The organism is Oerskovia enterophila, from assembly GCF_044748475.1.
Classification (GTDB): domain Bacteria; phylum Actinomycetota; class Actinomycetes; order Actinomycetales; family Cellulomonadaceae; genus Oerskovia; species Oerskovia enterophila.
This window is the reverse complement of the sequence record NZ_JBIVFZ010000003.1, coordinates 275,279-299,157: the sequence shown is the minus strand read 5'-3', so window position 1 is coordinate 299,157 and position 23,879 is coordinate 275,279. Positions and strand designations below refer to the sequence as shown.

At 73.6% G+C, this 23,879-nt stretch carries 24 protein-coding genes; 13 read left to right on the top strand and 11 right to left on the bottom strand.

Going from position 1 to position 23,879, the window contains the following annotated elements; translation table 11 throughout:
* Positions 1-115 precede the first annotated feature (115 nt).
* Positions 116-847 carry an HNH endonuclease family protein gene (locus ACIPWA_RS10715; protein WP_400290054.1) on the bottom strand — a complete coding sequence of 244 codons (732 nt, stop codon included), beginning with the start codon at positions 845-847 and terminating at the stop codon, positions 116-118.
* 111 nt (positions 848-958) lie between these two features.
* Here ACIPWA_RS10715 and ACIPWA_RS10710 point away from each other — a divergent pair, with 111 nt between their 5' ends.
* Positions 959-2,002: a Gfo/Idh/MocA family protein gene (locus ACIPWA_RS10710; protein ID WP_400290051.1), complete on the top strand. Its 1,044-nt coding sequence runs from the start codon at positions 959-961 to the stop codon at positions 2,000-2,002.
* A gap of 144 nt (positions 2,003-2,146) precedes the next feature.
* Positions 2,147-3,778, top strand: a complete 1,632-nt coding sequence (locus ACIPWA_RS10705) for a hypothetical protein (RefSeq protein WP_400290050.1) — start codon at positions 2,147-2,149, stop codon at positions 3,776-3,778.
* 6 nt (positions 3,779-3,784) lie between these two features.
* Here ACIPWA_RS10705 and ACIPWA_RS10700 read toward each other — a convergent pair whose 3' ends face one another.
* The 3 genes from ACIPWA_RS10700 to lpdA form a co-directional block, all read right to left on the bottom strand.
* Positions 3,785-4,675, bottom strand: a complete 891-nt coding sequence (locus ACIPWA_RS10700; RefSeq protein ID WP_068625912.1) for a TIGR01777 family oxidoreductase — start codon at positions 4,673-4,675, stop codon at positions 3,785-3,787.
* Between the two features lie 155 nt (positions 4,676-4,830).
* Complete coding sequence (gene sucB, locus ACIPWA_RS10695; RefSeq protein ID WP_400290048.1) at positions 4,831-6,621, bottom strand: 2-oxoglutarate dehydrogenase, E2 component, dihydrolipoamide succinyltransferase; 1,791 nt, start codon at positions 6,619-6,621, stop codon at positions 4,831-4,833.
* A 29-nt stretch (positions 6,622-6,650) separates the two neighbouring features.
* Entirely contained in the window at positions 6,651-8,033 is a 1,383-nt protein-coding gene (gene lpdA, locus ACIPWA_RS10690) for a dihydrolipoyl dehydrogenase (RefSeq protein WP_400290046.1), read from the bottom strand.
* A gap of 295 nt (positions 8,034-8,328) precedes the next feature.
* Between lpdA and ACIPWA_RS10685 the strand changes: the two genes are divergently transcribed.
* A complete protein-coding gene (locus ACIPWA_RS10685) occupies positions 8,329-8,679 on the top strand; it encodes an oxidoreductase (protein WP_068627450.1) in 351 nt (116 codons plus the stop codon).
* Between the two features lie 96 nt (positions 8,680-8,775).
* Here ACIPWA_RS10685 and ACIPWA_RS10680 read toward each other — a convergent pair whose 3' ends face one another.
* Positions 8,776-10,275: a leucyl aminopeptidase gene (locus ACIPWA_RS10680; protein WP_400290043.1), complete on the bottom strand. Its 1,500-nt coding sequence runs from the start codon at positions 10,273-10,275 to the stop codon at positions 8,776-8,778.
* A 140-nt stretch (positions 10,276-10,415) separates the two neighbouring features.
* On the opposite strand from ACIPWA_RS10680, the gene ACIPWA_RS10675 reads away from it, so the two are divergent.
* The 5 genes from ACIPWA_RS10675 to ACIPWA_RS10655 all read left to right on the top strand — a co-directional run bounded on the left by ACIPWA_RS10675 (position 10,416) and on the right by ACIPWA_RS10655 (position 13,524).
* Positions 10,416-10,772, top strand: coding sequence for a hypothetical protein (locus ACIPWA_RS10675; RefSeq protein ID WP_056651213.1), 357 nt, complete (start codon positions 10,416-10,418; stop codon positions 10,770-10,772).
* 11 nt (positions 10,773-10,783) lie between these two features.
* Complete coding sequence (locus ACIPWA_RS10670) at positions 10,784-11,305, top strand: hypothetical protein (protein WP_400290041.1); 522 nt, start codon at positions 10,784-10,786, stop codon at positions 11,303-11,305.
* Positions 11,302-12,387 (top strand): quinone-dependent dihydroorotate dehydrogenase, encoded by a 1,086-nt coding sequence (locus tag ACIPWA_RS10665; protein ID WP_068627449.1) that lies wholly within the window; start codon positions 11,302-11,304, stop codon positions 12,385-12,387. Before ACIPWA_RS10670 ends, ACIPWA_RS10665 begins: the two co-directional genes overlap by 4 nt.
* Entirely contained in the window at positions 12,384-12,593 is a 210-nt protein-coding gene (locus ACIPWA_RS10660) for a hypothetical protein (RefSeq protein WP_400290038.1), read from the top strand. The genes ACIPWA_RS10665 and ACIPWA_RS10660 overlap by 4 nt, the downstream gene beginning before the upstream one ends.
* Before the next feature lie 136 nt (positions 12,594-12,729).
* Complete coding sequence (locus ACIPWA_RS10655; protein ID WP_056763504.1) at positions 12,730-13,524, top strand: 2-phosphosulfolactate phosphatase; 795 nt, start codon at positions 12,730-12,732, stop codon at positions 13,522-13,524.
* A gap of 45 nt (positions 13,525-13,569) precedes the next feature.
* On the opposite strand, the gene ACIPWA_RS10650 is transcribed toward ACIPWA_RS10655, so the two are convergent.
* Together ACIPWA_RS10650 and yczR are read right to left on the bottom strand one after the other, a co-directional pair.
* On the bottom strand, positions 13,570-14,010 hold the full coding sequence (locus ACIPWA_RS10650) for a GNAT family N-acetyltransferase (protein ID WP_068706788.1): 441 nt from the start codon (positions 14,008-14,010) through the stop codon (positions 13,570-13,572).
* Positions 14,011-14,191: 181 nt separating this feature from the next.
* A complete protein-coding gene (yczR, locus tag ACIPWA_RS10645) occupies positions 14,192-15,673 on the bottom strand; it encodes a MocR-like transcription factor YczR (protein ID WP_400290036.1) in 1,482 nt (493 codons plus the stop codon).
* Between the two features lie 61 nt (positions 15,674-15,734).
* Between yczR and yczE the strand changes: the two genes are divergently transcribed.
* On the top strand, positions 15,735-16,445 hold the full coding sequence (gene yczE / locus ACIPWA_RS10640) for a membrane protein YczE (protein WP_449870749.1): 711 nt from the start codon (positions 15,735-15,737) through the stop codon (positions 16,443-16,445).
* Between the two features lie 184 nt (positions 16,446-16,629).
* On the opposite strand, the gene ACIPWA_RS10635 is transcribed toward yczE, so the two are convergent.
* The 3 genes from ACIPWA_RS10635 to ACIPWA_RS10625 form a co-directional block, all read right to left on the bottom strand.
* Positions 16,630-17,478: a siderophore-interacting protein gene (locus ACIPWA_RS10635; RefSeq protein WP_400290033.1), complete on the bottom strand. Its 849-nt coding sequence runs from the start codon at positions 17,476-17,478 to the stop codon at positions 16,630-16,632.
* A 201-nt stretch (positions 17,479-17,679) separates the two neighbouring features.
* The gene (locus tag ACIPWA_RS10630; RefSeq protein WP_068627444.1) at positions 17,680-18,684 is read right to left on the bottom strand and encodes an aldo/keto reductase family protein; all 1,005 of its coding nucleotides are present in this window, start codon (positions 18,682-18,684) and stop codon (positions 17,680-17,682) included.
* A gap of 68 nt (positions 18,685-18,752) precedes the next feature.
* Positions 18,753-19,358: a DUF3043 domain-containing protein gene (locus tag ACIPWA_RS10625; protein ID WP_056651232.1), complete on the bottom strand. Its 606-nt coding sequence runs from the start codon at positions 19,356-19,358 to the stop codon at positions 18,753-18,755.
* Positions 19,359-19,442: 84 nt separating this feature from the next.
* Here ACIPWA_RS10625 and ACIPWA_RS10620 point away from each other — a divergent pair, with 84 nt between their 5' ends.
* From ACIPWA_RS10620 to ACIPWA_RS10605, 4 genes are all read left to right on the top strand, one after another.
* A complete protein-coding gene (locus ACIPWA_RS10620) occupies positions 19,443-20,846 on the top strand; it encodes a dipeptidase (RefSeq protein WP_400290029.1) in 1,404 nt (467 codons plus the stop codon).
* Positions 20,847-21,029: 183 nt separating this feature from the next.
* Positions 21,030-21,500, top strand: a complete 471-nt coding sequence (locus tag ACIPWA_RS10615; RefSeq protein ID WP_400290027.1) for a helix-turn-helix transcriptional regulator — start codon at positions 21,030-21,032, stop codon at positions 21,498-21,500.
* A 10-nt stretch (positions 21,501-21,510) separates the two neighbouring features.
* A complete protein-coding gene (locus tag ACIPWA_RS10610) occupies positions 21,511-21,921 on the top strand; it encodes a VOC family protein (RefSeq protein WP_400290024.1) in 411 nt (136 codons plus the stop codon).
* A 165-nt stretch (positions 21,922-22,086) separates the two neighbouring features.
* Positions 22,087-22,911, top strand: coding sequence for a VOC family protein (locus ACIPWA_RS10605; RefSeq protein ID WP_400290022.1), 825 nt, complete (start codon positions 22,087-22,089; stop codon positions 22,909-22,911).
* Positions 22,912-22,947: 36 nt separating this feature from the next.
* On the opposite strand, the gene ACIPWA_RS10600 is transcribed toward ACIPWA_RS10605, so the two are convergent.
* Positions 22,948-23,607, bottom strand: a complete 660-nt coding sequence (locus ACIPWA_RS10600; protein WP_068627442.1) for a TetR/AcrR family transcriptional regulator — start codon at positions 23,605-23,607, stop codon at positions 22,948-22,950.
* Positions 23,608-23,879: the final 272 nt, after the last annotated feature.

Genomic DNA, 23,879 nt, shown 5'->3' with positions numbered 1-23,879 from the left:
GCCCGGGACCTGCTCGGGGGACGTGGGCGGTGCCTGGGACGTCGATCGGGGCGTCGATCGGGCGCCCGGCGGCGGCGCGCCCAGAGGAGCGCGGCGGGACCCGCGATCCGAGGGCTCAGGAGGCGACGGGCAGGGGCTCCGACGGGCACCCGTCCAGGACCGTGGCCATGGCGTCGTGCTCGGCGGGGGTCACCCACAGGTCGTAGGTCACCTTGACCGCGATCTGGCGGGCGATGTACGTGCAGCGGAACGCGTTGTTGGGCGGCAGCCAGGCCGATGCGTCGCGTGCCCCCTTCGACTGGTTCGCCGAGCCGTCCGACGCGAGCAGGTTGAGCGGGTCGTTCGCGAAGCGCAGGCGCGTCTGCGCGTCCCACGACTGTGCGCCCTTGCGCCAGGCGTCCATGAGCGGGATCACGTGATCGATCTGGACCGCCGCACTGGTCTTGTTGCCCCGCACGAAGCTGATGACCTGGCCCGTGTACGGGTCGTCGAACGTGCCCGTCCGGACCTCGCACGCCTTGTCGCGCGTCGAGTACGTGAGATCGGTGAGGTCGCGCGCGAGGATGTCGTTGCGCGTGTCGCACCCGTTGCCGTCCACGTCCGCCCAGGCCGAGCCGAAGTTCTCGCGCTCGTACCCGGTCGATGCCGCGGGTCCCTTGACGTCGAGCGTCGCGAGGGCCGCGAGCGCGGTCCCCGAGGCGGGTGCCTCGTGCGCCTCGATCGTCTGCTGGTTCACGGCGTTGGCGATGACGACGCCCAGCGCCAGGGCGATGAGGGTGATGCGTACGGCGCGGCGCAGGCGCGCACTCTTGTGACTCTTCTGGCTCTTCGAGCTCTTGGTGCTCAACGGACGACCTTCCCGAACTCGGGCACATGCCGAGAACGACAGTTCCAGGAGGATTCGGTACATTCTGCCAGTCTTCGGGAGTGCTCCGGGACGGCCGCTAGATTGGTCGCCATGAGCGGAAGCAGCACGCAGGGACAGGTCGCGCGCGTCGGGCTGGTCGGGTACGGCGGCGCGGGCCGAGGCATCCACGCCCGCCTCGCGCGCGAGGCGGGGCTCCAGGTCACCGCGGTGGTCGCGCGCGACCCGGGACGTCGCGCCGAGGCCGAGCAGGACTGGCCGGGGGTGCATCTGCACGACGACCTCGCCGGCCTGCTGGCGGACCGGGGCACCTACGACGTGGTGGTCGTCGCGAGCCCGTCGGCGCTCCATGCCGAGCACGCCGCGCAGGTCTCCGCAGCGGGCGTCCCGTTCGTGCTCGACAAGCCCATCGCGCTCGACGGCACGCAGGCGGCCGAGGTGGTCGCGGTCGCAGCGGCTGCGGGGACTCCCTTCACGGTCTTCCAGAACCGTCGGTGGGACCCCGAGCAGCTCACGCTCGAGGCCGTCCTGGCGTCGGGCGAGCTCGGCGAGGTGCACACGTTCGAGCGCCGGTGGGAGCGGTGGCGACCCGTACCCCAACAACGCTGGAAGGAGAACGACCCCGTCGGGGGCGGGCTCCTGCTCGACCTCGGCCCGCACCTCGTGGACTCCGCGACCCAGCTCTTCGGACCCGTCCGCTCGGTCTACGCCGAGCTGCGCGCCCTGACGACCCCGACCGAGGACGACGTCTTCCTGACCCTCCACCACGAGGGCCACCAGGGGCGGGAGGTCGTCAGCCGGCTCTGGGCGGCCTCGGTCGTGGGGGCGCCCGGCCCGCGCACGCGCGTCCTCGGCACCGCGGGCGCGTACGTCGTGACCACGTTCGAGAACGACGCCTCCCCGTTCGAGGTCTTCGACGACGCGGCTCCCGAGGGCACGGAGGGGTGGATCACCCGCGGACGCGAGAGGACGCCCGTGCCGCGCGCCCCCGGGGGGCACGCCGACTTCTACCGCGCGGTGGCCGCGTGGCTCGCGGGCGGGCCGGCACCCGTCGACCCGGCCGACTCCGTGCGGACGGCACACGTGCTGGACGTCGCGCGCGAGAGCGCGCGCAGCGGGCGCCGTCTCGACGTCTGAGCCCGAGGCCGGCGCACACGCCCGGCCTGTGGACAAGCCGGGACGGCCGCTGCGCCCTGGTGGGATGGGGACATGTCGAGTGCACGCCCCGTCCGCGAGTCACCTCCCCGGCGACCGGGGAGGCGGAACGAACCGGACGGACCGGTGCTCCCTCCTGCCTTCGCTGAACAGCTCGTGAGCCGCGGCTGGAGGATCGTCGACCGAGAGACGTCGCGCGAAGCGCCGGGCGGCGGCGCCGGCGGTCAGGGGTGGGTCGTCGTCGACCGCGCCGGGCACCAGGACGACCTGACGCTCGTGCCCGTGCCCGCCGAGCACCGCGAGCGCGCGCTGGTCGTCGAGCGCCTCGGCGTGCTGCGGGCGCTCGACCACGAGCACCTCGCCGCGATCGACGAGATCGTCGAGGTGGACCCGGGGTACCTCGGGATACTGACCCGACGTCCCCACGGGACCGGGCTGGATCTTCTCCTGAGGTGCCGTGGCCCCTTGAGCGCCGGCGAGGCGGCGACGCTCCTTGTCCCGCTCGCGCAGGCGCTCGCCGCGCTCCACCAGGCGGGCCAGACGTACGGCGCGCTCGGGCGCAGGGACGTGACGGTCGGTCCCGACGGCCGTGCGGTGCTGCGCGCACCGCTCGTCGCCTCGACCGCGAGCCCCGCGGAGGACGTCCGGGCGCTCGCCGCGCTCGTCACGGGGCTCGTGCCGCCCCCGGCGACGCTCCACCCGGGCGTTCGCGGCGCCGTCGGGCCGGGGGAAGGGAACGACGAGGCGGCGCTCGCCGCGCTGCACGCCGAGCTCGCCGCCGCCCAGCGCGCCGACCCCCGCGGGCGCCCAGAGGCCGGGACCTTCGCGGCGCTCTGCTACGAGGCCGCCCCGCCTCTTCCGCTCGTCCTCCCAGACCCTGCGCGCCTCGCGGCCGCGGCCATCGCGGAACGTTCGGGCCCCCGAGGACCGGTTGCGGGCCGAGCGGTCGTCGGGGAGGCTTCCGGCCTTCCGCCGCGGAACGAGGCCGAGGCCGGCGGTGCGGTCGTCCGTCCGGCGCGCGTCCGCGACGGCGGAGCGCCCGCGCCGGCCACCCGTGCCGCGACGCGGGCGAGGGCCCCCGAGCGGCCCCGTCGCGGTGGGGAGCCGTCCGGTCGGGCCGTGCCGACCGCGCGTCGACCCGAAGGCCGCAGCGGCCGCCGGGGAGGCGGTGGCCGGTCGCGCGGGCCGCGCCATCCCGCCCTCGTCGTTGCGCTCGTGCTCACGGTCTGCGCGGCACTCGCGGGAGGGGGCCTGGCTCTGCGGTCCTGGGCCGGGGACACGTCCGACGCCCAGGACCCCGCGTTCGCCGGACCCCGCACGGGCGGCCAGGACGCCTCGGGCGACGACCCGACGCGTCACCACGACGACCCGCTCGCCGCGGCGGTCGAGCTCACCGAGCGCAGGGTCGAGCTGTTGTCGGGAGACCGAGCTCTCGCCGAGGTCGTGGTGCCGGGCTCACCCGCGGAGCAGGCCGACGCCGAGCTGCTCGAGCGCATCGCCGACACGGGTGTCGTCGTCGAGGGCGCCCGAGCGGAGGTCCTCGACGCCCGGAACATCGCCACCGGCGGGCTGGACGCGGTGAGCGCGGACGCTGGCAGCCCGGACCAGGCGAGCGTCGAGGTGACCTACGTCGTCGGCGCCCACACGCAACGCGCCGCGGACGGCACGGTGATCGAGGTCCCCGCTGAGGAGCCCGAGGTCGCGGTGCTCACGCTGCGCTGGACCGACGGCGCGTGGCGCGTCGGGGAGGTCGGGTGAGGGCGCTCAGCCGCTCGTGACCCATCGGGCGGCCGACTCCAGGTCGTCGTGCTCGAACGTGAAGCCGCTCGCCTCCAGGACGCGTGGCAGGGCGCGCTGAGACCCCAGGACGTCGGACGCGAACTCGCCCAGGACCACCTTGAGCGCCACGGACGGCACGGGCAGCGCCGCGGGTCGGTGCAGCGCCTGGGCGAGCGCGCGCGTGACCTCGGCGTTCGTCGCCGGGGCGGGTCCCGTGAGGTTCACGGGACCGTGCACGTCGGCGTCGAGCAGGTGCAGCACCGCCGACACGTGGTCGCGCAGCGTGATCCAGCTCCAGTACTGGGTGCCGCTCCCGAGCCTCCCCCCGACGCCGAGCCGCAGCAGGGGCAGCATGCGCGCGAGGGCGCCGCCGTCGGGCGAGAGCACGATCCCCGTGCGCAGGTGCGCCACACGCACCCCCGCGTCCTGCGCGGGCGCCGTGGCAGCCTCCCACTCGGTGACGACGCGCGCGAGGAACGTCGTGCCCGGGCCCGAGGTCTCGGTCAGGACCTCTGCACCCCGGTCCCCGTAGTAGCCCACCGCGGTGCCCTGCAGGAGCACGGGCGGGGGAGCGTCGAGGTGCGCGAGCGTACGCGCGAGCAGTCCTGCGGTCCTGGTCCGGGACTCGAGGATGGTGCGCTTGTACTCGGTCGTCCACCGATGGTCGCCGACCCCCGCGCCCGCGAAGTTGACCACGGCGTCCGCGCCCTCGAGCGCGTGCGGGTCCAGCGCGTCCTCGTCGGGGTCCCAGAAGACCTCGTGCGCGGCCTGGGGAGGACGGCGCACCAGGCGGCGCACGGTGTCCCCGCGCTCGCGCAGGCGTTCGAGCAGCTCGGTCCCGATCAGGCCGTGCGAGCCGGCCACGACGATGTCCATGCGACCACGGTACGGCCCACGCGGCCTGCCTGCGCCGCTCAGGCCACGCGTCGTCCGGCGTGTCCGGTGCCTGAGGTCCCCGAGCACGACGGCGGCCCCCCGACCCGTGAGGGTCGAGGGGCCGCCGTCGTGGTGGGCTCAGCGAGCTCCGAGGGTCAGAGACCGACCTCGGACTCGAAGGCGCCCTCCTCGATGCGGTTCTTGATCGCACCCAGGAAGCGGGCTGCATCCGCGCCGTCGACCAGGCGGTGGTCGTAGGACAGGAAGATGTAGCTCATCGAACGGATCGCGATCGACTCGTTGCCGTCGGCGTCGGTCACGACGACAGGGCGCTTGACGATCGTGCCCGTGCCCAGGATCGCGACCTGGCCGCCGGGGACGATGGGCGTGTCGATCAGCGCGCCACCGGATCCGGTGTTCGTGATCGTGAACGTCGCGCCGCCCAGCTCGTCCGGCCCGATCTTGTTGATGCGGGTGCGGCCGGCGAGGTCGGCGATCTTGCGGGCGATCCCGGCGAGGTTGAGGTCACCGGCGTCCTTGATGACCGGCACGACCAGGCCGCGCTCGGTGTCGACCGCGATGCCGACGTTCTCCTGCGGGTGGTAGACGACCGAGTCGCCGTCGATGCTCGCGTTGATCTTCGGGTAGGCCTTGAGGGCCTCGACCGCGGCGAGCGTGAAGAACGGCAGGAACGTGAGGTTGGCGCCCTCGCGAGCCTTGAAGTCGTTCTTGGCCTTGGCGCGCAGCTTGGCGACCTTGGTCACGTCGACCTCGACCACCGTGGTGAGCTGGGCCTGGGTCTGCAGGGCCTCGACCATGCGCGTCGCGACGAGCTTGCGCAGGCGCGACATCTTCTCGGTGGTCCCGCGCAGCGGCGAGACGGCCGGGACGCTGGGGGCCTTGGGCGCGGTGCCCGACGGCGCAGCAGCGGCAGGTGCAGGAGTCGCCTTGGCTGCCTCCGCCTGGGCGGCCGCCTCGAGGACGTCCTCCTTGCGGATGCGGCCACCGACGCCCGTGCCCGTGAGGGACGCGACGTCGACACCCTTCTCCGCGGCGAGCTTGCGCACGAGCGGGGTCAGGTAGGAGCCACCGGTCGCGCCCGAGGTGGCACGCGAGGCCGGGGCCGCCGGAGCGGCCGGGGCTGCAGCGGCGGAGGCCGGGGCTGCGGCGGGAGCCGGAGCCGGGGCGGGGGTAGCGGCCGGTGCCGGAGCAGGGGCAGGAGCCGGTGCCGGCGCCGGCGCTGCGGGTGCCGCGGGGGCGGGGGCAGCGGCGGGTGCCGGTGCTGCTGCGGCCGGTGCGGGAGCCGCGGCGCCCGAGCCGACGATCGCGAGCACGGTGCCGACCTCGACCGTCTCGTCCTCCTGGACGAGGATCTGCTGGACGGTACCGGCCACGGGGGACGGGACCTCGGTGTCGACCTTGTCGGTCGAGACCTCGAGCAGGGGCTCGTCGATCTCGACGGTCTCGCCGACGGCCTTGAGCCAGCGGGTCACGGTGCCCTCGGTCACGGACTCGCCGAGCGCGGGGAGCTTGATCTCCTCGCCGCCCGAGGCGGCGGGCGCCTCGGTGGCAGGCGCCTCTGCGGCGGGGGCTGCCGGTGCCGGGGCCTCGGCGGCGGGGGCCTCGGGAGCTGCCGGAGCAGCGGCCGGTGCCGGGGCCTCGGCGGCGGGAGCAGCCGGCGCCTCGGGGGCAGCGGGGGCTGCACCCGCGCCGGAACCGATCACGGCGAGGTCGGTGCCGACCTCGACGGTCTCGTCCTCCTGGACGAGGATCTGCTCGAGCACGCCGGCGAACGGCGAGGGGATCTCGGTGTCGACCTTGTCGGTCGAGACCTCGAGCAGGGGCTCGTCGATCTCGACGCTCTCGCCGACGGCCTTGAGCCAGCGGGTGACGGTTCCCTCGGTGACGGACTCGCCCAGTGCGGGCATCTGCACGTTGTCAGACATGACCTCTCGGGTCTCCTTCGATCGTTGGGTCAGTTGTGGGCGTGCAGCGGCTTGCCGGCGAGGGCCAGGTGGGCCTCTCCGAGAGCCTCGTTCTGCGTGGGGTGCGCGTGGACCAGGGCGGCGACGTCCTCGGGGTACGCCTCCCAGTTCACGATGAGCTGGCCTTCGCCGATGAGCTCGCCGACGCGGGCGCCGACCATGTGCACGCCGACGACGGGGCCGTCCTTCTGGCGGACGAGCTTGACGAAGCCCGTGGTCCCGAGGATCTTGCTCTTGCCGTTGCCGGCAAGGTTGTACTCGAGCGTCTCGACGCCGTCGGCGCCGTGCAGCTCCTTGGCCTTGGCCTCGGTCAGGCCGACCGAGGCGACCTCGGGCTCGCAGTACGTCACGCGGGGGATGCCCGACTCGACGATCGGCGTCGGGCTCAGGCCCGCGATCTGCTCGGCCACGAAGATGCCCTGAGCGAACCCGCGGTGCGCGAGCTGGAGCCCGGGGACGATGTCGCCGGCCGCGTAGATGTTGCCGACGCCCGTGTGGAGGCGCTCGTCGACGATCACGAAGCCGCGGTCCATGGTGATGCCCTGCGCCTCGTAGCCCAGGTCCGCGGTGCGGGGACCGCGGCCGACGGCGACCAGGAGGAGGTCCGCGTCGAACGTCTTGCCGGACTCGAGGGTCACGTGCACGCCCGAGTCGTCCTGGGTCACGCCCGAGAACCGGTCGCCCAGCGTGAAGCCGATGCTGCGCTTGCGGAACGCGCGCTCGAGGGCCTTCGACAGCGACTCGTCCTCGTTGGGGACGAGGTGCGGGAGCGCCTCGATGATCTGCACGTCGGCGCCGAACGACTTCCAGACGCTCGCGAACTCGACGCCGATCACGCCGCCGCCCAGGACGATCGCGCTCTTGGGCATGTAGTCCAGGTTCAGCGCCTGGTCGGACGTGATGACCCGGCCGCCGATCTCGAGGCCCGGGAGCGAGCGAGCGTAGGAGCCCGTGGCGAGCACGACGTTCTTGCCCGTGTAGCGCTGGCCCGCGACCTCGACCGTGTCCGCGGCGACGAGCGTGCCGTGGCCCTCGATCACCGTGATCTTGCGCGACTTGATCAGGCCCTGCAGGCCCTTGTACAGCCCGGCGATGACGCCGTCCTTGTACGAGTTCACGCCGTTCATGTCGATGCCCTGCAGCTGGCTCAGGACGCCGTACGCGCTGCCCTCGCGGGCGTTGTCGGCGAGCTCGGCCGCGTGCAGCAGGGCCTTCGTGGGGATGCAGCCGTTGTGCAGGCAGGTCCCGCCGAGCTTGTGCGCCTCGACGAGGGCGACGTCGAGGCCGAGCTCGGCGGCGCGCAGCGCCGTGGCGTAACCGCCGCTGCCTCCGCCCAGGACGACGACGTCGAAAGGTGTGCCGGTCTCGGCCACGTGCAGCTCCTTAGGGGCATACGAAAAGAGGGAGAGCAAAGTTCTTGTGACATCTTGGCACTTTGGGCACCCGTACCCCAATCGGAACGCACGGTCGGCGGTGTGATGCTCAAGACAGGTGAGGCAGGGAACAGCCAGGGCCCGGGCGCGCCGTCGGGTGCCCGGTCTCTCGATGGTTCGCCGCGCGAGCCGGCTGAGCGCACCGGCCGGCGCGGGCGACCCCGCCCGACCACGACACGGACCGGAGGGCGGGCGATCTCAGGCCCGCTCCAGGCGGAGCAAGTACTCTGCCTCCATGTCCAGGCTGTCCCAGCTCTTCTCCCGCAAGCCCGCGAACGGTCCCGCGTCGCCCGGGGGCGCCGGCTCGCCGTCCGCCGCCGACCAGCGACGGGCGACGGTCGAGCACCTGGCCGAGTTCGCGCGCACCCGGGTCGGGGTCGAGGCGTACATCGAGCCGCCTACGAACGACACGCCCACGACCCTGATGCTGATCGCGACCACGGGGGAGTGGACGCGGCGCCGGGTCCCCGACGCCAGGACCGCGCGCAAGCTCGCCGAGCAGCTCGAGCTGCCGGTCTACGACGTGAACTTCACGGGCTACCCGCAGCGCATGCGCGACTGGAACTCCAAGCAACGACGACGCTGAGCGCTCCGAGCGGGCCTCTCGCCCAACCGGTCCCGGGTGCACGACAGGGCGGGCACGACCTCGAGGTCGTGCCCGCCCTGTCGTGCACCGGAAGGCCTACTTCGCGGCGCGGGCCTCGAGCAGCTCGACGAGGGTGCGCACCGCGACACCCGTGCCGCCGACCGGCGTGTAGCCGAACGCCGAGCCCTCGTTGAACGAGGGGCCCGCGATGTCCAGGTGGGCCCACGGCGTGGACCCGACGAACTCCTGCAGGAACAGGCCGGCCACGAGCATGCCGCCGAACCGGTCGCCGATGTTCGCGATGTCCGCGACCTTCGACTTCATGGAGGCGGCGAGCTCCTCGGGCAGGGGCATGGGCCAGAACTGCTCGCCTGCGGACTCTGCCGCGGCGACGACCTCGCTGCGGACGGACTCGGTGCCCATGACGGCCGAGACGCGGGTACCGAGGGCGACCATCTGAGCCCCGGTGAGCGTCGCGACGTCGAGCACGACGTCCGGGTTCTCCTCGATCGCGGCGACCAGGCCGTCGGCCATGACCAGGCGGCCCTCGGCGTCGGTGTTGAGGACCTCCACGGTCTTGCCGCCACGGATCGTGATGACGTCCGAGGGGCGCTGGGCCGTGCCGGACGGCATGTTCTCCGCGAGGCAGAGCCACCCCGTCACGGCGACCGGCAGGCCGAGCCTCGAGGCCGCGAGCACGGTGTGCAGGACGGCGGCCGCACCGGCCATGTCCGACTTCATGGCCTCCATGCCCTTGGCGGGCTTGATCGAGATGCCGCCCGAGTCGAACGTGATGCCCTTGCCCACGAGCGCGACCTTGGCGTGCGGGCGCGAGGGGGAGTAGGAGACCTTCACGAGGCGCGGGCCGCGCGAGGACCCCTGCCCGACGGCGAGGATGCCGCCGTAGCCGCCGGCCGCGAGGGCCTTCTCGTCGAGAACGGTCACCTTGACGCCCGTGCCCTTGGCCGCGGCCTTGGCGATGTCGGCGAAGGCCGCCGGGAACAGGTCGTTCGGGGCGGTGTTGACCAGGTCGCGCGTCGCGTGGACCGCCGCGGCGATCGTCGCGGCGCGCTCGACCGCGGCCTTGGCCTTGGCCCCGCGGGCGAGCGAGGTGAGGACCTCGATCGTCGAGACGCCGCCGGCAGTCTTGGTCGAGGCGGCGCCCGCCGCGTCCCGGTAGCGCGTGAACGAGTACGCCCCGAGGAGCGCGCCCTCGGCGATCGCCGCGACCTCGGCCTCGTCGGCCGCGGGCAGCGCGACCGCGACGGACGACGCCCCGGTCAGCTCGCGGACGGCCGCGCCGGCCGCGCGACGCAGGGTCTCGGCCGGGAACGAGCCCGAGCCGTCCCGGGCGCCGAGACCGGTCAGGACGAGCACGCCCGCCTTGAGGTGGGCGCCCGCGGGCACCGTGCGGACCTCGTCGCGCGCGCCCGTGATGCCCAGCGCCGGAGCGAGGGCCTCGAGCTCGGCGACGACGTCGCGGGGGAGGTCGTCCCCCACGACGGCCACGCCGTCTGACGTCGTCTGGGTCCCGACGACGAGCGCGTCGACCTTCACGCCGGTCGGGTTCTTGCTGGAGAGAGTGAGTTCAGCCACGCCTCGATGCTAGCCGCTGCCGGGCCGCGGGCCACCGGCGGGACGAGCGCGCCCCGACGCACCCGGCACGGCAGGCCGTGCGGGGCGAGCACGGACGGGCGATTCCTGCCCGTGGGCCGCTCGCCGGTAGGCTCGGCGTCGTGGTCCTCCCCCTCGTCCTCCTCGCCGTCGCGCTGTGCGCGGCCCTCACCGGTTGGGCAGGGTGGTTCGTCGCCCGCGACCGCGCCGTGATCCTCAAGCAGCTGTGGGGCGGTGCCGTCATCGAGGGCGTGATCGTCGTGCAGATGATCGTCGCGGGCGTCCTCGCGGCGACCGGGAGCACGGCGAGCGACCCCGTGAAGCTCTGGGGCTACCTGATCACCGCCCTGTTCATCCTGCCCGTCGCCGCCGTGTGGGCGTTCGCCGAACGCACCCGCTGGAGCTCGGTCGTGCTCGCGGTCGCCGCGATCACGGTCGCGTTCCTCGAGTGGCGCTTGTGGCAGATCTGGACCGCCTGAGGAGAGATGGCGTGACGCACCCCGAGAACCCCGAGACCGCACCCGACCCCGCGACCCCGGCGACGTCGTCGGGCCCGGGGCCGTCCCGGACCACCCGCTCCCCGGACACGCCGCGCACCACGGGCAGCGGCTTCGGCCGCGTCCTGGTCCTCGTCTACGGGATCTTCGCAGTCGCCGCGACCGCACGCGCCTCCGTCCAGCTCCTGCGCGACTGGCACGAGGCGCCTGTCGCGTACGTCCTGTCGGCGCTCGCGGCCGTGGTGTACATCGTCGCGACCGTCGCGCTCGCGCGCGGGTCGCGCACCTCGCGGACCGTCGCCTGGGCCGCGGTGAGCGTCGAGCTCGTGGGCGTGCTCGCCGTCGGCGCGTGGTCCCTGCTGGACCCGGCCGCGTTCCCCGAGCCCACGGTGTGGTCCGACTTCGGGATCGGGTACGGGTTCGTGCCGCTGGTCCTGCCGGTCGTGGGCCTCACCTGGCTGTGGCGCACGCGCCCGCCCCAGAACTCCACCACCGAACCGAAGGATCCCGCATGAGCCGGCTGTACTCCCTCCTCTTCAACGGCGTCTTCAGGCACATGGACCCCGAGAAGGCGCACGAGGTGGTGTTCCCGGTCATCTCCCTCGCGGGACGCACGCCCGTCGTGGGCGACGTGATCCAGGGGGCCGCGGCCCCCTACCTGGGTCGCGGCGCGAACGGCCCCGGCAGCGTCCAGGCGCTCGGCCGCTCGTTCCCCGCGCCGTTCGGTCTCGCAGGCGGGTTCGACAAGAACGCCAAGGCGATCCGCGGCCTGACCATGCTGGGCTTCGCGTTCATCGAGATCGGCACCGTGACCGCGCACGCGCAGCCCGGCAACGAGAAGCCGCGCATGTGGCGCGAGCTGTCGCTGCGCGGCATCCGCAACCGGATGGGCTTCAACAACGAGGGCGCGGCGGCCGCGGCCCAGCGCCTCGAGTCCTTGCGGCGCTCGGCGTCCGGGCGGGCCGTCATGATCGGCGCGAACATCGGCAAGACCAAGGTCACCCCGGCCGAGGACGCCGCGGGCGACTACGCGACGAGCGCCGCGCTCCTCGCGCCCCACGCCGACTACCTGGTCGTCAACGTGTCCTCGCCCAACACCCCGGGCCTGCGCGACCTGCAGTCGACCGAGGCGCTGCGACCCATCCTCCAGGCGGTTCGCGAGGCGGCCGACGACGCGACGCGTGCCGCCGGGGCGCGCCGCATCCCGCTGCTCGTCAAGATCGCCCCGGACCTCGCGGACGAGGACGTCGACGCGGTCGCCGACCTCGCGCTCGAGCTGGGCCTCGACGGCGTCATCGCGGTCAACACGACGATCGGGCACGACCTGGGCCCCGGTGGGCTCTCGGGGCCCCCGCTGCTCGAGCGCGGGCTCGACGTCGTCGCTCGCCTCCGCGGCCGGCTCGGCCCGGACGTCGCGATCGTCGGCGTGGGCGGCATCTCGACGGCCGACGACGCGCGCGCCTACCTGGCGGCCGGTGCCGACCTCGTGCAGGGTTACACCGGCATGATCTACAACGGCCCGTTCTGGGCCGCGAGCATCAACCGGTCCCTGGTCCGCGACGCGGTCCGAGGAACCCGAGGTGGAGGCGCACGATGATCCGACCCCAGTGGGTGTGGGAGCTCGACGACGCGGACGGGCGCGCGCTCGCGACGCCCGTCAGCCCGGCGTTCACCAACCAGTTCGACGCCGAGCAGTGGCTCGGCGAGAGCTGGCGCGACCTCGCGGCACAGGGAGCGACCGCGGCGCGCCTCCTGAACGACGGCGCCCAGGCCACGGCCACCGTGGAGCTGCGCACGGCGTGAGCCGGTCAGGCGTCGAACGCGACGCCCGGTCGTCTTCGTCGCGCGCTACGACCGGCCACCGGACGCCGGTGCAGGCAGAGGGGTGTCCGCGCTCGGGCCGACGGATCTCGCGTCCGGTTCCCTAGACTCGCGGACCATGGACGACGACGTGTTCGGGCAGCACTCCTCGCGACTCCGCCTCGACTGGGGGCTGGCGGGAGCGCGGGCCATGGCGAGCCCCGGTGCAGACCAGGGACGCGTCCTGTTCGTCGTGGTCGACGTGCTCTCCTTCTCGACCGCGGTCAGCGTCGCGGCCGAGCGAGGGATCGAGGTCCTCCCGTTCCCCTGGCGCGACGATCGGGCAGCCGAGCACGCTCGACGGCACCAGGCGGTCCTCGCGCGTGCGCGGTCGGAGCGTGACGTGAGCCTGTCCCCGACGTCGTTGCAGAACGCGCCCGGCCTCGAACGCGTCGTCCTCCCCTCGCCCAACGGCTCGACGATCGCCCTCTCGCTCGCGGAGTCGGGCGGGACGGTGGTCACGGCCTGCCTGCGCAACGCGCGGGCCGTCGGTGAGTTCGCCAGGCGTTTCCTCGACCGCGCACCAGGGCGTGCCGTGGCGATCGTCGCGGGCGGTGAGCGTCGTCCCGACGGGTCGCTCCGCCCGGCGGTCGAGGACCTCTGGGGAGCGGGAGCGGTCGCCGACGCGATCGTGGGGCACGACGACGAGGCGTCCCCGGAGGCGGAGATGGCGGCAGCGGCCTATCGGTCGGCGCGCGACCGGGGACCCGGCACGCTGCACGAGCGGCTCAGCCGATGCGTGAGCGGGCGCGAGCTCATCACCCAGGGATTCGGATCGGACGTCGAGATCGCGGCAGAGGTTGACGTCTCGCACCTGATCCCGGTGCTCGAGGGCGGGCGATTCGTGGGGCAAGGCCTCGATCGACCGGGCTGAGCATGGCCGGGCTGCCATCCTGCCCAGCCGCCGCCCCAGAGCGGGTCAGCGCCCGCCCGCAGCGAGAAGGCACCTGTATCGCTGGACGTCGGTCCGGCGCGGATCGCGCGGCAACGCCGTGACGGCGAAGCCGGTCCGGCGGTAGAAGCCGACGGCGTCGTCGTCCGTCTCGGCGACCACCGGCGCATCCGGCGCGGCGGCCTGCACCGCCGACACGAGCGCGCGACCGAGCCCGTCCTCCCGGCGGGTGCCCTCGACCGCGAGGTAGCGCAGGACCGTGCTCGTGCGGCCCGTCTCGTACGCCGCGAGGCCCACCAGTCGGCCGTCGACGAGCGCGACGACCGTCGTCAGGTGGTCCTGCACCTCGGCCGCGAGGCTCTGCAACGCGGCGCCGGTATGGCCGCTGGCCGACTCGAGGAGCCCGAGGTACTCGGCAGACCCGCGGTCGAGGTCGGTCGGGGCGCGGAAGGTCGCGGCGGTCGGCATCGGGTCACCCTAGCGGCCGCGCACGAGGCGGCGCCCGAACCTTCCTCGGTCCCGCCGAGCATGCGGTTGCCTCTGGTCGAGCATGCGGTTGTCGTCGCGCAGGAGGCGACTCGCGACGACAACCGCATGCTCGGCACCGAGACCCGGGCACCGAGACCCCGGCCTGCCGGCTCCACCCCGCCTACCCCGCGACGTGCTCCCACGCGGCCGCCAGCCGGGGCACGGCCCGTCCGATCGCCTCGGCGTCCGGCGCGAAGGTGAGCCGGACGCGCGAGGAGGCTCCGCCGTCGGGCGTGAGGGACGGACCCGGGTTGATCACCACGCCGCGCACGGCCGCCGCCGCGGTCAGGGCGTGCGCGAGCGGGCGCCCCAGGTCGATCCACAGCGACAGGCCGCCCGCGGGCGACGCCACGCGCCACGACGGCACCGCGGCCGTGACGGCCGAGCGCAGCAGGTCCCGCTGGGACCGCAGCAGGGGAAGCCGCTCGGCGAGGACCTCCTCGCGCAGGGCGAGCAGCTCGGTCACCGCGAGCTGCTCGAGGACGGAGGTCGCGATGTCGCTCGCCGCGCGGGTCCGGGCGAGGTGCGCGACGACGTCGGGGTGCGCCCTGACCCACCCCACGCGCAGCCCGCCCCAGAAGGTCTTGGACGCCGAGCCCACGGTGAGCAGGTGGCTCGTCGCCGACCCGTCGCCCGCGAGCGGCTCGGGCGTGGGCCCGTCGAGCACGATGTCGGTGAGCGTCTCGTCGCCGATCACGGTCACGCGGTGGCGCAGCGCGATGCGGCGGACCTCGGCGCGCTCGTCGGGCGTGAGGCTGTACCCCGTGGGGTTGTGGAAGTCCGGGATCAGGTAGGCGAGCCGTGGCGTGGCCGCGCGGACCGTCGACTCGAACAGTGCGACGTCGAAGCCCGGACCGTCGCCCGGCAGCCCCGCGCCCACCGGGAAGCCGACGACGCGCGCCCCGCGCCCGACCATGGCCTCGATGCCGTGCGCGTAGGTGGGCGACTGGACCACGACCCGGTCGCGCGGGCCGAGCACCGACTGCGCGATGGTCGAGATCGCGTGCTGGGCTCCCGTGGTGACGAGGACCTGGTCGGGGGTCGTGGGGGTGCCGCGCTCGGTGAGCCGGTGCGCGATCGCCTCGCGCAGAGGCTGCAGGCCCAGCGGCTCGTACCCGCGGCCGGACAGGTAGTCGGGCAGGGCCTCGAGAGCCCGTCCGTAGGCCGCGTGGAGCTGGGGCGGGGCGGCGGGGGCGGCCTGGCCCAGGTCGACGAGGTCGTCGGGCGGCTCGACACCCACGGGGACCGGGGCGTCACCGCCGCACCAGCGGGGCTGGGCGCGGCGCGTGGGGCGCGGCAGGACCGCGACGGTCCCGACGCCCGTGCGGCTCGTGACGAACCCTCGTTCGCGCAGCGCCGCGTACGCCGCGGCCGTGGTGGTCCGCGAGACGCCCAGGGCCCCGGCCAGGTCGCGCTCGCTCGGCAGGCGCGTGTGCGGGGCGACGGTGCCGGACAGGACGGCGCCACGGACCGCGTCGGCGAGCGCGACGTATGCGGGCCCCTCGGTCTGCCACCCGGCGATGAGCGCGCCGAGCGCGGGCGCCGAGAGCCGGCGGTGCACCGGGGGGAGCGTGGGGGCGGGCGCGGCGAGCGAGGTGGGCATGGGGCCACTCTCGCCGAATTGGCTATGGATTACCAGTCCATTCGTGCCTCACAGTGGGGGAGTGTCGATCAACCAGGGCTTCGGCCCCCTCCGCCGCACCGTCCAGCTCGTGCTCGGGCTCTTCGGCTTCTCGCTGACCATGGCCCTGCTCCTCCACTCGGGCATGGGCGCCATGCCGTGGGACGTCTTCCACCAGGGGGTCGCGCTGCGCACGGGGCTCCCGCTCGGTGTGGTCGTCGTGGCCGCGAGCGTCGTGGTCATGCTGCTGTGGATCCCGCTGCGCCAACGCCCAGGGATCGGCACGATCGCCAACATCGTCGTGATCGGCGCGACCCTCGACCCGTTCCTGCTGCTGCTCGAGCGCATCGACCCCGAGCCCACGACGGCCGGACGGGTGGCGCTCGCGGTCGCGGGCGTGGTGCTCAACGGGATCGCGACCGCCGCCTACCTCGGTGCGCGACTCGGCCCCGGCCCGCGCGACGGCCTCATGACGGGCCTGGTCGCCCGCACGGGCTGGCCCGTGCGCCGCGTCAAGACCGCGATCGAGGTCCTCGTGGTCGCGATCGGGTTCGCGCTGGGCGGGACGCTCGGGTGGGCGACGGTCCTCTACGCGCTGGGCGTGGGACCTGTCGTCCAGGTCGCCGCGAGGTGGCTCGCACCGCACCTGCGTCCGGCGGTCGTGCCGGTCGAGGTGTTCGACGGCGTCGCGCACCTCCCGGGGGACGTCGCCCCGGAGGGCGTGCCGGGAGAGCCCGAGCCCCACGCGGCCTAGGTCCGGCTCGCCGCGGCTACGCGATCAGCTGTCAGAAGTGCACCGGGGGATACCCCGGTGCACTTCTGACAACGGGTCCCCCCACGAGGGGGAAGCCCGACGACGGAGCGCACCCGGGCGCGCGGGTGCGCTCCGTCGTCGGGCAGTCAGGTAGCCGGGACGCCGTCAGGGCGCCCGACGGGGCCTAGTGCTGGTGGGCGGGCTCGGGGTGGTCGTGCTCGTGGTCGTGCGGAGGCGCGTCCTCGTCGTCGCGGTCGGCCCGCACGTTGACCGCTCCCGCGGTCCAGTACCCGACGACCTGGTGCCGGTCGCGCGGCATGCCCCACGCGGTGCGCAGGGTGCGGCGGATGTCGCGGCTCGCGGCACTCTCGCACGCGACCCACGCGTAGCCCGGGGTCTCCAGGACGGGCAGGTCGCGCACGGCCTCGACGAGTGCGGCGCCCGTGCGGGCGCCCTCGGCCGTGACGAGCCAGGTGTAGGTCACGTCGCCCCGGGTCTCGAGCTCCTGGCGGTCCTCGAGCGTGGGCACCTCGACGACCGCGTGCGCGACGGCACCCGGCGCGAGCTCCTCGACGATCCGCCCCAGCCCCGGCAGCCCCGTCGGGTCGGCGACGAGCAGGCGCCAGCCGGCGTCGGCCGGGGCGTCGTAGTAGCTGCGCGAGTCGCCCCCCGCGAACACGCCGAGCACGTGGCCCGGCTCGGCGCGGACGGCCCAGTCGGACGCGAGGCCGCCGTCGTGCACCGCGAGGTCGACCACGATCGTCCGGCCCTCGTCGTGCACGCGGCGGGCCGTGTAGTGGCGCCACGGGGGCTCGGTGCCCTCGACGGGCACGACGCCGTAGTCGTCCTGGTTGAAGAAGTCGATCTCGGCGACGGTCTCGCCCGGGACGGGGAAGGCGAGGTCGATGCGCTCGTCGCCCTGCCCGTCGGTCGTCCACCGCCAGTCGCCGACGGCCTCGAGGTGGACACGGACCATGTGCGGCGTGATGCGCGTCGCCGTGACGACGCGGGCCGGGAAGCAAGGTGAGGACACCCTCACACCGTAGGTCGGGGGAGGGGGTGCTGTGGGGCCAGGGTGTACCGCGCACCGGCCAACCGGCGCGCTCCGGTTGGCGGGGTCCGGCGGGGGTGCGGGCGGAGGCCCGCGCTCAGTCGTCAGAAGTGCACCGGGGTATTCCCCGGTGCACTTCTGACAACTCGCTCAGGTCCTGCGAACAGCGAACAGCGAACAGCGTCAGCGCGGTCCGGGGGCTCCGGCGGCGGTCTTGCCCGCGTCGCGCTCGACGACGTCGCCGAGGATCTCGTCGATCTTCGTCATGAGCTCGGCGGGGATGACCACGCCCGAGGCCTTGACGTTCTCGGCGACCTGCTCGGGGCGCGAGGCGCCGATCAGGGCGGCAGCGACGTTGTCGTTCTGCAGGACCCACGCGACCGCGAGCTGTGCCTGGGTCAGGCCCAGCTCGTCGGCGACGGCCTTGAGCTGCTGGACGCGCGTGAGCACGTCCTCGGTCATGAACTGCTGGATGAAGCGCGAGCCGTTGGCGTCCGTGGCACGCGAACCCGCCGGGGCGGGCTGGCCGGGCAGGTACTTGCCGGACAGGACGCCCTGGGCGACGGGGGACCAGACGATCTGGGACAGGCCCAGCTCACGCGAGGTCGGGACGACCTCGTCCTCGATGACGCGCCACAGCATCGAGTACTGCGGCTGGGACGAGATGAGCTGGAAGCCGAGCTCCTTCGACAGGGCGTGGCCCGCACGGATCTGGTCCGCGGTCCACTCGCTCACGCCGATGTAGAGGGCCTTGCCCTGGCGGACGATGTCGGCGAACGCCTGCATCGTCTCCTCGAGCGGGGTCGACTGGTCGAACCGGTGCGCCTGGTAAAGGTCGACGTAGTCGGTGCCGAGGCGCTGGAGCGAGCCGTCGATGGACTCCATGACGTGCTTGCGCGACAGGCCCGAGTCGTTGGCCCCACCGGGGCCCGTGGGCCAGTAGACCTTGGTGAAGATCTCGAGCGACTCGCGGCGCTGGCCCTTGAGGGCGTCGCCGAGGACCTGCTCGGCCTTGGTGTTCGCGTAGACGTCCGCGGTGTCGAACGTGGTGATGCCGGCGTCGAGGGCGGCGTGGACGCACTGGGTGGCGACGTCGTTCTCGACCTGCGAGCCGTGGGTGAGCCAGTTGCCGTAGGTGATCTCGGAGATCTTGAGACCGGAGTTGCCGAGGAAGCGATAGTTGGGCATGGGGACAACACTAGGTTGCCCGGGGCACCTCGGTGCAACTCCGGCCCGTCCGGCGGACCGGCGGGCGGCTATTCGGGGAAGGTGCCGTGCTTCTTGTGCATGGGCTTGGGCAGGCGCGCGCGACGCAGCTGGAACGCGCGCATCACGGCGTACATGGCGTTGCCCTTGGGGGCGGACGGCCCGAACTTGGCGATCAGGCGCTTCTTGAGCGAACGCCACATGATGAACGCGTCGATGATCGTGATGAGCACGATCCCGTAGAGGACGAAGATGATGATCGTCGCCATGTTCAGGTTCTGGTTGAACACGAACGTCAGGACGATGAACACCAGAGCCACGGGCAGGAAGAACTCGCCCAGGTTCCAGCGGGCGTCCACGTAGTCGCGCACGTAGCGCTTGACCGGGCCCTTGTCGCGGGCGGGCATGTAGCGCTCGTCGCCCGTCTGCATGGCCTGGAACTGGCGGTCGCGTGCGTCACGCTGCTGCTGGCGCGCCGTCTTGGCCGCGGACTTGCGGTCCGAGGGCACGAGCGGGCGCTTGTTGGCGGCCTCGGCGACCTTGCGCTTGGGCGTCGGCCTGCCCTTGCCGCCGGCCTTCTCGATCTCGGCTGCAGCGGCAACGGGATCGGGGGCGTCGTTCGACGAGGGCGCGGAGGACTTGTTGCGTGAGAACACAGGTCCAGCGTAGTCGAGGACGGGGGCTGCCTCGTCACGCGCGTGGGCCGGAGCGAGAACGTACCGACGGGTAGCGTTGGCCGGGTGAACAGCACACCTGGAACCAGTACTCCTTCCGAGCCCGACGACGTCGCTCACCTGCGCGCCCGGGTCGCCGAGCTCTTCCCCGCCCTGCGCGAGGACCTCGAGGCGCTCGTGCGCATCCCGTCCGTGTCCAACTCGGCGTTCGACCAGGCCCACGTCGCGGCGAGCGCCGAGGCCGTGGCCGAGCTCCTGCGCGGGGCCGGTCTGCCCGAGGTGCAGATCCTGCAGGCGACCGGGGTCGCGGGCCCGCTCGGCGCGCCCGCGGTCGTCGCGCGCCGCCCGGCCCCCGAGGGCGCGCCCACGGTCCTGCTCTACGCGCACCACGACGTCCAGCCCCCGGGCGACGCCGCCGCGTGGGACACCGACCCGTTCGTCCCGACCGAGGTCGACGGTCGCCTGTTCGGTCGTGGTGCGGCCGACGACAAGGCCGGGATCGTCGCGCACGTCGGTGCGCTGCGGGCTCTCGCCGCGCTCGGGGAGGACCTGCCGATCGGCGTCACGGTCTTCGTCGAGGGCGAGGAGGAGGTCGGCTCGCCGAGCTTCCTGCCCTTCCTGCACCAGTACCAGGACCTGCTCGCGGCCGACGTGATCGTCGTCGCGGACTCCTCGAACTGGAAGGTCGGGGTCCCGGGGCTCACGACGAGCCTGCGCGGGCTGGTCGACTGCGAGGTCGAGGTCGCCGTGCTGGGCCACGCGGTGCACTCGGGCATGTTCGGCGGCCCGGTGCTCGACGCGCTCACGCTGCTCGCGCGCCTGATCACGACGCTCCACGACGACCAGGGCAACGTCGCGGTCGACGGGCTGGTGTCCGCGCCGGACCCGAGCGTCGACTACGAGGAGGCGGACTTCCGCGCCGACTCCTCGGTCCTCGACGGGGTCCGTCTCGCGGGGGAGGGTGCCCTGTCCGGCCGGTTGTGGACCAAGCCCGCGCTGTCGGTCATCGGGATCGACGCCCCGAGCGTCGCGCACGCGTCCAACACGCTGACCCCGCGTGCGACCGCCAAGCTCTCGCTGCGCATCGCGCCCGGCCAGGACCCCGTCGCCGCGCTCGCCGCGCTGCGGACGCACCTCGAGGCGAACGCTCCCTTCGGAGCGCAGGTCACGGTCCGTGACGGCGAGCTCGGCAAGCCGTTCCAGGCGCCGACCGACTCCGTGGCGATGCAGGCCGCGCGCTGGGCCTTCGAGACGTCGTGGGGCACGGCTCCGGTCGACATCGGCATCGGCGGGTCGATCCCCTTCATCGCCGACCTGCTCGACGTCTTCCCGGACGCGTCGATCCTCGTCACGGGCGTCGAGGACCCGGACTCGCGGGCGCACGGAGCCAACGAGTCCGTCCACCTGGGCGAGCTCGAGAAGGTCGTCCTGGCCGAGGCGCTGCTGCTCACGAGGCTCGCGCAGGGCTGACGCCCGCGCGCTCCTGACACCCGAGGCCGGGTCCGGGGTCGCCGTCGGTCTGACGGCGGACCAGGACCCGGCCTCGGGTCGTCAGGACCTGGGCCGGGGGCCGAGGCGTGGCCGACGGGCGGCCCGTACCGCTCCCCGACGCCCGCCCTGTCTGGCGGGGGAGCCCGGTGCTACGTTCGGAGCATGACCCCGCAGGAGCTCGAGGAGCTCGTCCTGCTGCGCCGCGCCCGGGACCTGATGGACCGGGAGTACGCGGCGCCGCTCGACGTCCCGACCATGGCGCGCAAGGCCCTCATGTCTCCGGCGCACTTCTCGCGCCGGTTCCGCGCTGCCTACGGCGAGACGCCCTACTGCTACCTCATGACGCGCCGGATCGAGCGCGCCATGGCCCTGCTGCGCGGCGGCGCGAGCGTCACGGACGCGTGCATGGCCGTGGGGTGTACGTCGCTCGGTTCGTTCAGCGCGAAGTTCGCGGAGATCGTGGGCGAGCCCCCGTCGGTGTACCGGAGCCGGGAGCACGCTGCCGTGAAGGCCATGCCGCCGTGCGTCGCGCAGGTCCTCACGCGCCCGGCCCGCGGAGGGACGGGCGCGTCCGCAGGTGCGGCCGGAGCATCGAGCAGGATCGGAGAAGCGAGCGCACGGGCCTCGTCCTAGAGTCGCCGACATGACCATCTCGCTGAAGTTCTGCAACATCACCGTCAACGACGTCGACGAGTCGATCACCTTCTACGGCGACGCGCTCGGCCTCAAGGTGCACAACGACGTGGGCGCCGGCGGGTTCCGCTGGGTCACGCTCGGGTCCGACGTGCAGCCGGGGCTCGGGATCGTGCTCTCGGCCCCGCACGCGGGCCGGTCGCAGGCCGACGGGGACGCGCTCCAGGAGCTCATGATCAAGGGCGTCCTGCCGATCCTCGTGTTCGAGACCGACGACGTCGACGCGCTCTTCGAGACCGTCCGGGCCTCGGGTGCCGAGGTCCTCCAGGAGCCCATGGACCAGGACTGGGGCCCGCGCGACTGCGCGTTCAGGGACCCGTCGGGCAACCTGGTGCGGGTGGCTCAGGCGGTTGCGGCCTGAAAAGGGGCAGCGGCTGCGGCCTGAGCCGCGGGAGTCCCCGCCACCCAGGGCAGACTCTGCCCGACGACGTCCCCTCCGCGCGCAGCCGTGTCACCGCGCGCTCCGGTCGCGTCGTCCGGCGCCTGGGCGGTGGTCGTCTCCTGCGACCGGTGGTGGGATGGGGACATGGCGAACGAGTCGATGGTCCCCTTGCTGCCGTGCGCTTCGATCGACGAGATCGGTGACTTCGCCGCGGCCCTCGGGTTCGAGGTCACCTTCCGGCAGACCCGACCGAACCCGTACCTCGCGCTCCGGCGGGAGGGGATCGACCTGCATTACTTCGGCATCGACGGCTTCCGTCCGGAGGACTCGTACGGCTCGTGCCTGGTCGTGGTCGACGACACCGAGCCGTTGTACGAGGCGTGGGCTGCGGGCCTGCGCGCGGTCCACGGGAGGCTCCCGCTGAGCGGGTTCCCCCGGATCACCCGGCCTCGCCGTCGGGCGAACGCGGACGGTCTGAGCGGCTTCAGCCTGGTGGACCCCGCGGGCAACTGGATCCGCGTCGTGCGGAGGGCCGCGAGCGAACCGGCGGGGGTCGCGGCCGACAGGGCGGCCGGCCCGGTGCCCGAGGTGCCGGCCGGCGACGTCGATGCGGCAGGGATCGGCGAGGCCTTGGTAGGTGAGTCCCGCCTGCTGCGAGCCGTCTCGAACGCGGTGGTCCAGGCGGACTCGCGCGGCGACGTCGAGCAGGCCGCGAAGATCCTCGACGGCGCACTGCGGCGTGACGAGGCCCTCGGGGACGCCGGCGCGTCGGCGCGTGACCGGGTCGAGGCCCAGGCCTACCGGGCCGAGCTCGCCGTGCGGCTCGACGACGCCGGGACGGCGCGGCGCATGCTCGACGAGGTTGACCGGTGCGTCGCCGTGGCGCGAGGCCAGCACCTCACGCAGGACCTGACCACGATCCTGACGCAGCTCGAGGACGTCCGGGCGTGGCTGGACGCGCAGGGGTGAGAGAGCGCGTCGGGACGGTCGGGGCGACCTGCCGCCTCACAGGAGGAACGGCGTGCTGGGGACCGTGAGGTAGTCGTCGGGGTGCGTGACGGGCGCCGCGAGCATGCCCGCGCTCGCGTCGATCAGGAAGTAGCCGACCCCGGTCCAGGCCGGCGGGGTCCCGTCGTGGACGCGCGCCTCGTGCTCGGCGCAGACCCCCAGGGTCATGGGGCCGAGGATCTCGAACCGTCCCCGGACCACGCGTGGGGGGAGGTCGCTGAGAGCGGCCTGCAGCCGGCGGACGAGGTCCTCGACGACGGGGTTGGCCGTGGTCAGTCCGGCGAGCGCCTCGGCGACCGAGGGGACCGTGCGGACCTGGAAGACGAACCGCGCACGCCAGCTGGGGACGGGCAACGATGCCAGGTGCTCGATCCAGGGCAGGAGCAGGCAGGCGAGCAGGTCGCGCACGTCGGCGTCGTCGCTCAAGGAGGCGACGAGCGCCGTCCGGCGCCTGTTCATCTCCTCGAGGTGCCGGCCCAGCAGCGCGCGCAGCAGCTCGTCGCGGCCGCCGAAGTGGTAGGCGATGGCCGAGTGGTTGGCGGTGCCTGCGTGCTCGGTGATCCGCCGGTTGGACACCGCGTCGATGCCGTCGCGCGCGAAGAGCTCCTCGGCCGAGTTCAGCAGCGTCTCGCGCGCCCGGTCGCTGTGCTGTCCCATGCGGTGGGGCCTCGTCTCGTGGTGGTTCGGTCGTGTGCTGGTGGGCGCCTCGTCGACGACCGGTCAGGGGCTCCGACCTGCGCGGGCACGAGCCCGTCCCCGTCAGGCTCCGTGGGCAGCCGGGAGCCACGGCTCGTGCGGCGGTCCGACTGCGGCGATCATGCCATCCGGACGGCCGGGGTGCTCGCCGCGTCGCTGGGCGGGACCCTCGCGTCCAGCACGTGACATTTTTACGCCACGTGGCGTAATCTCGTCCGGTTGGTTCATCCCAG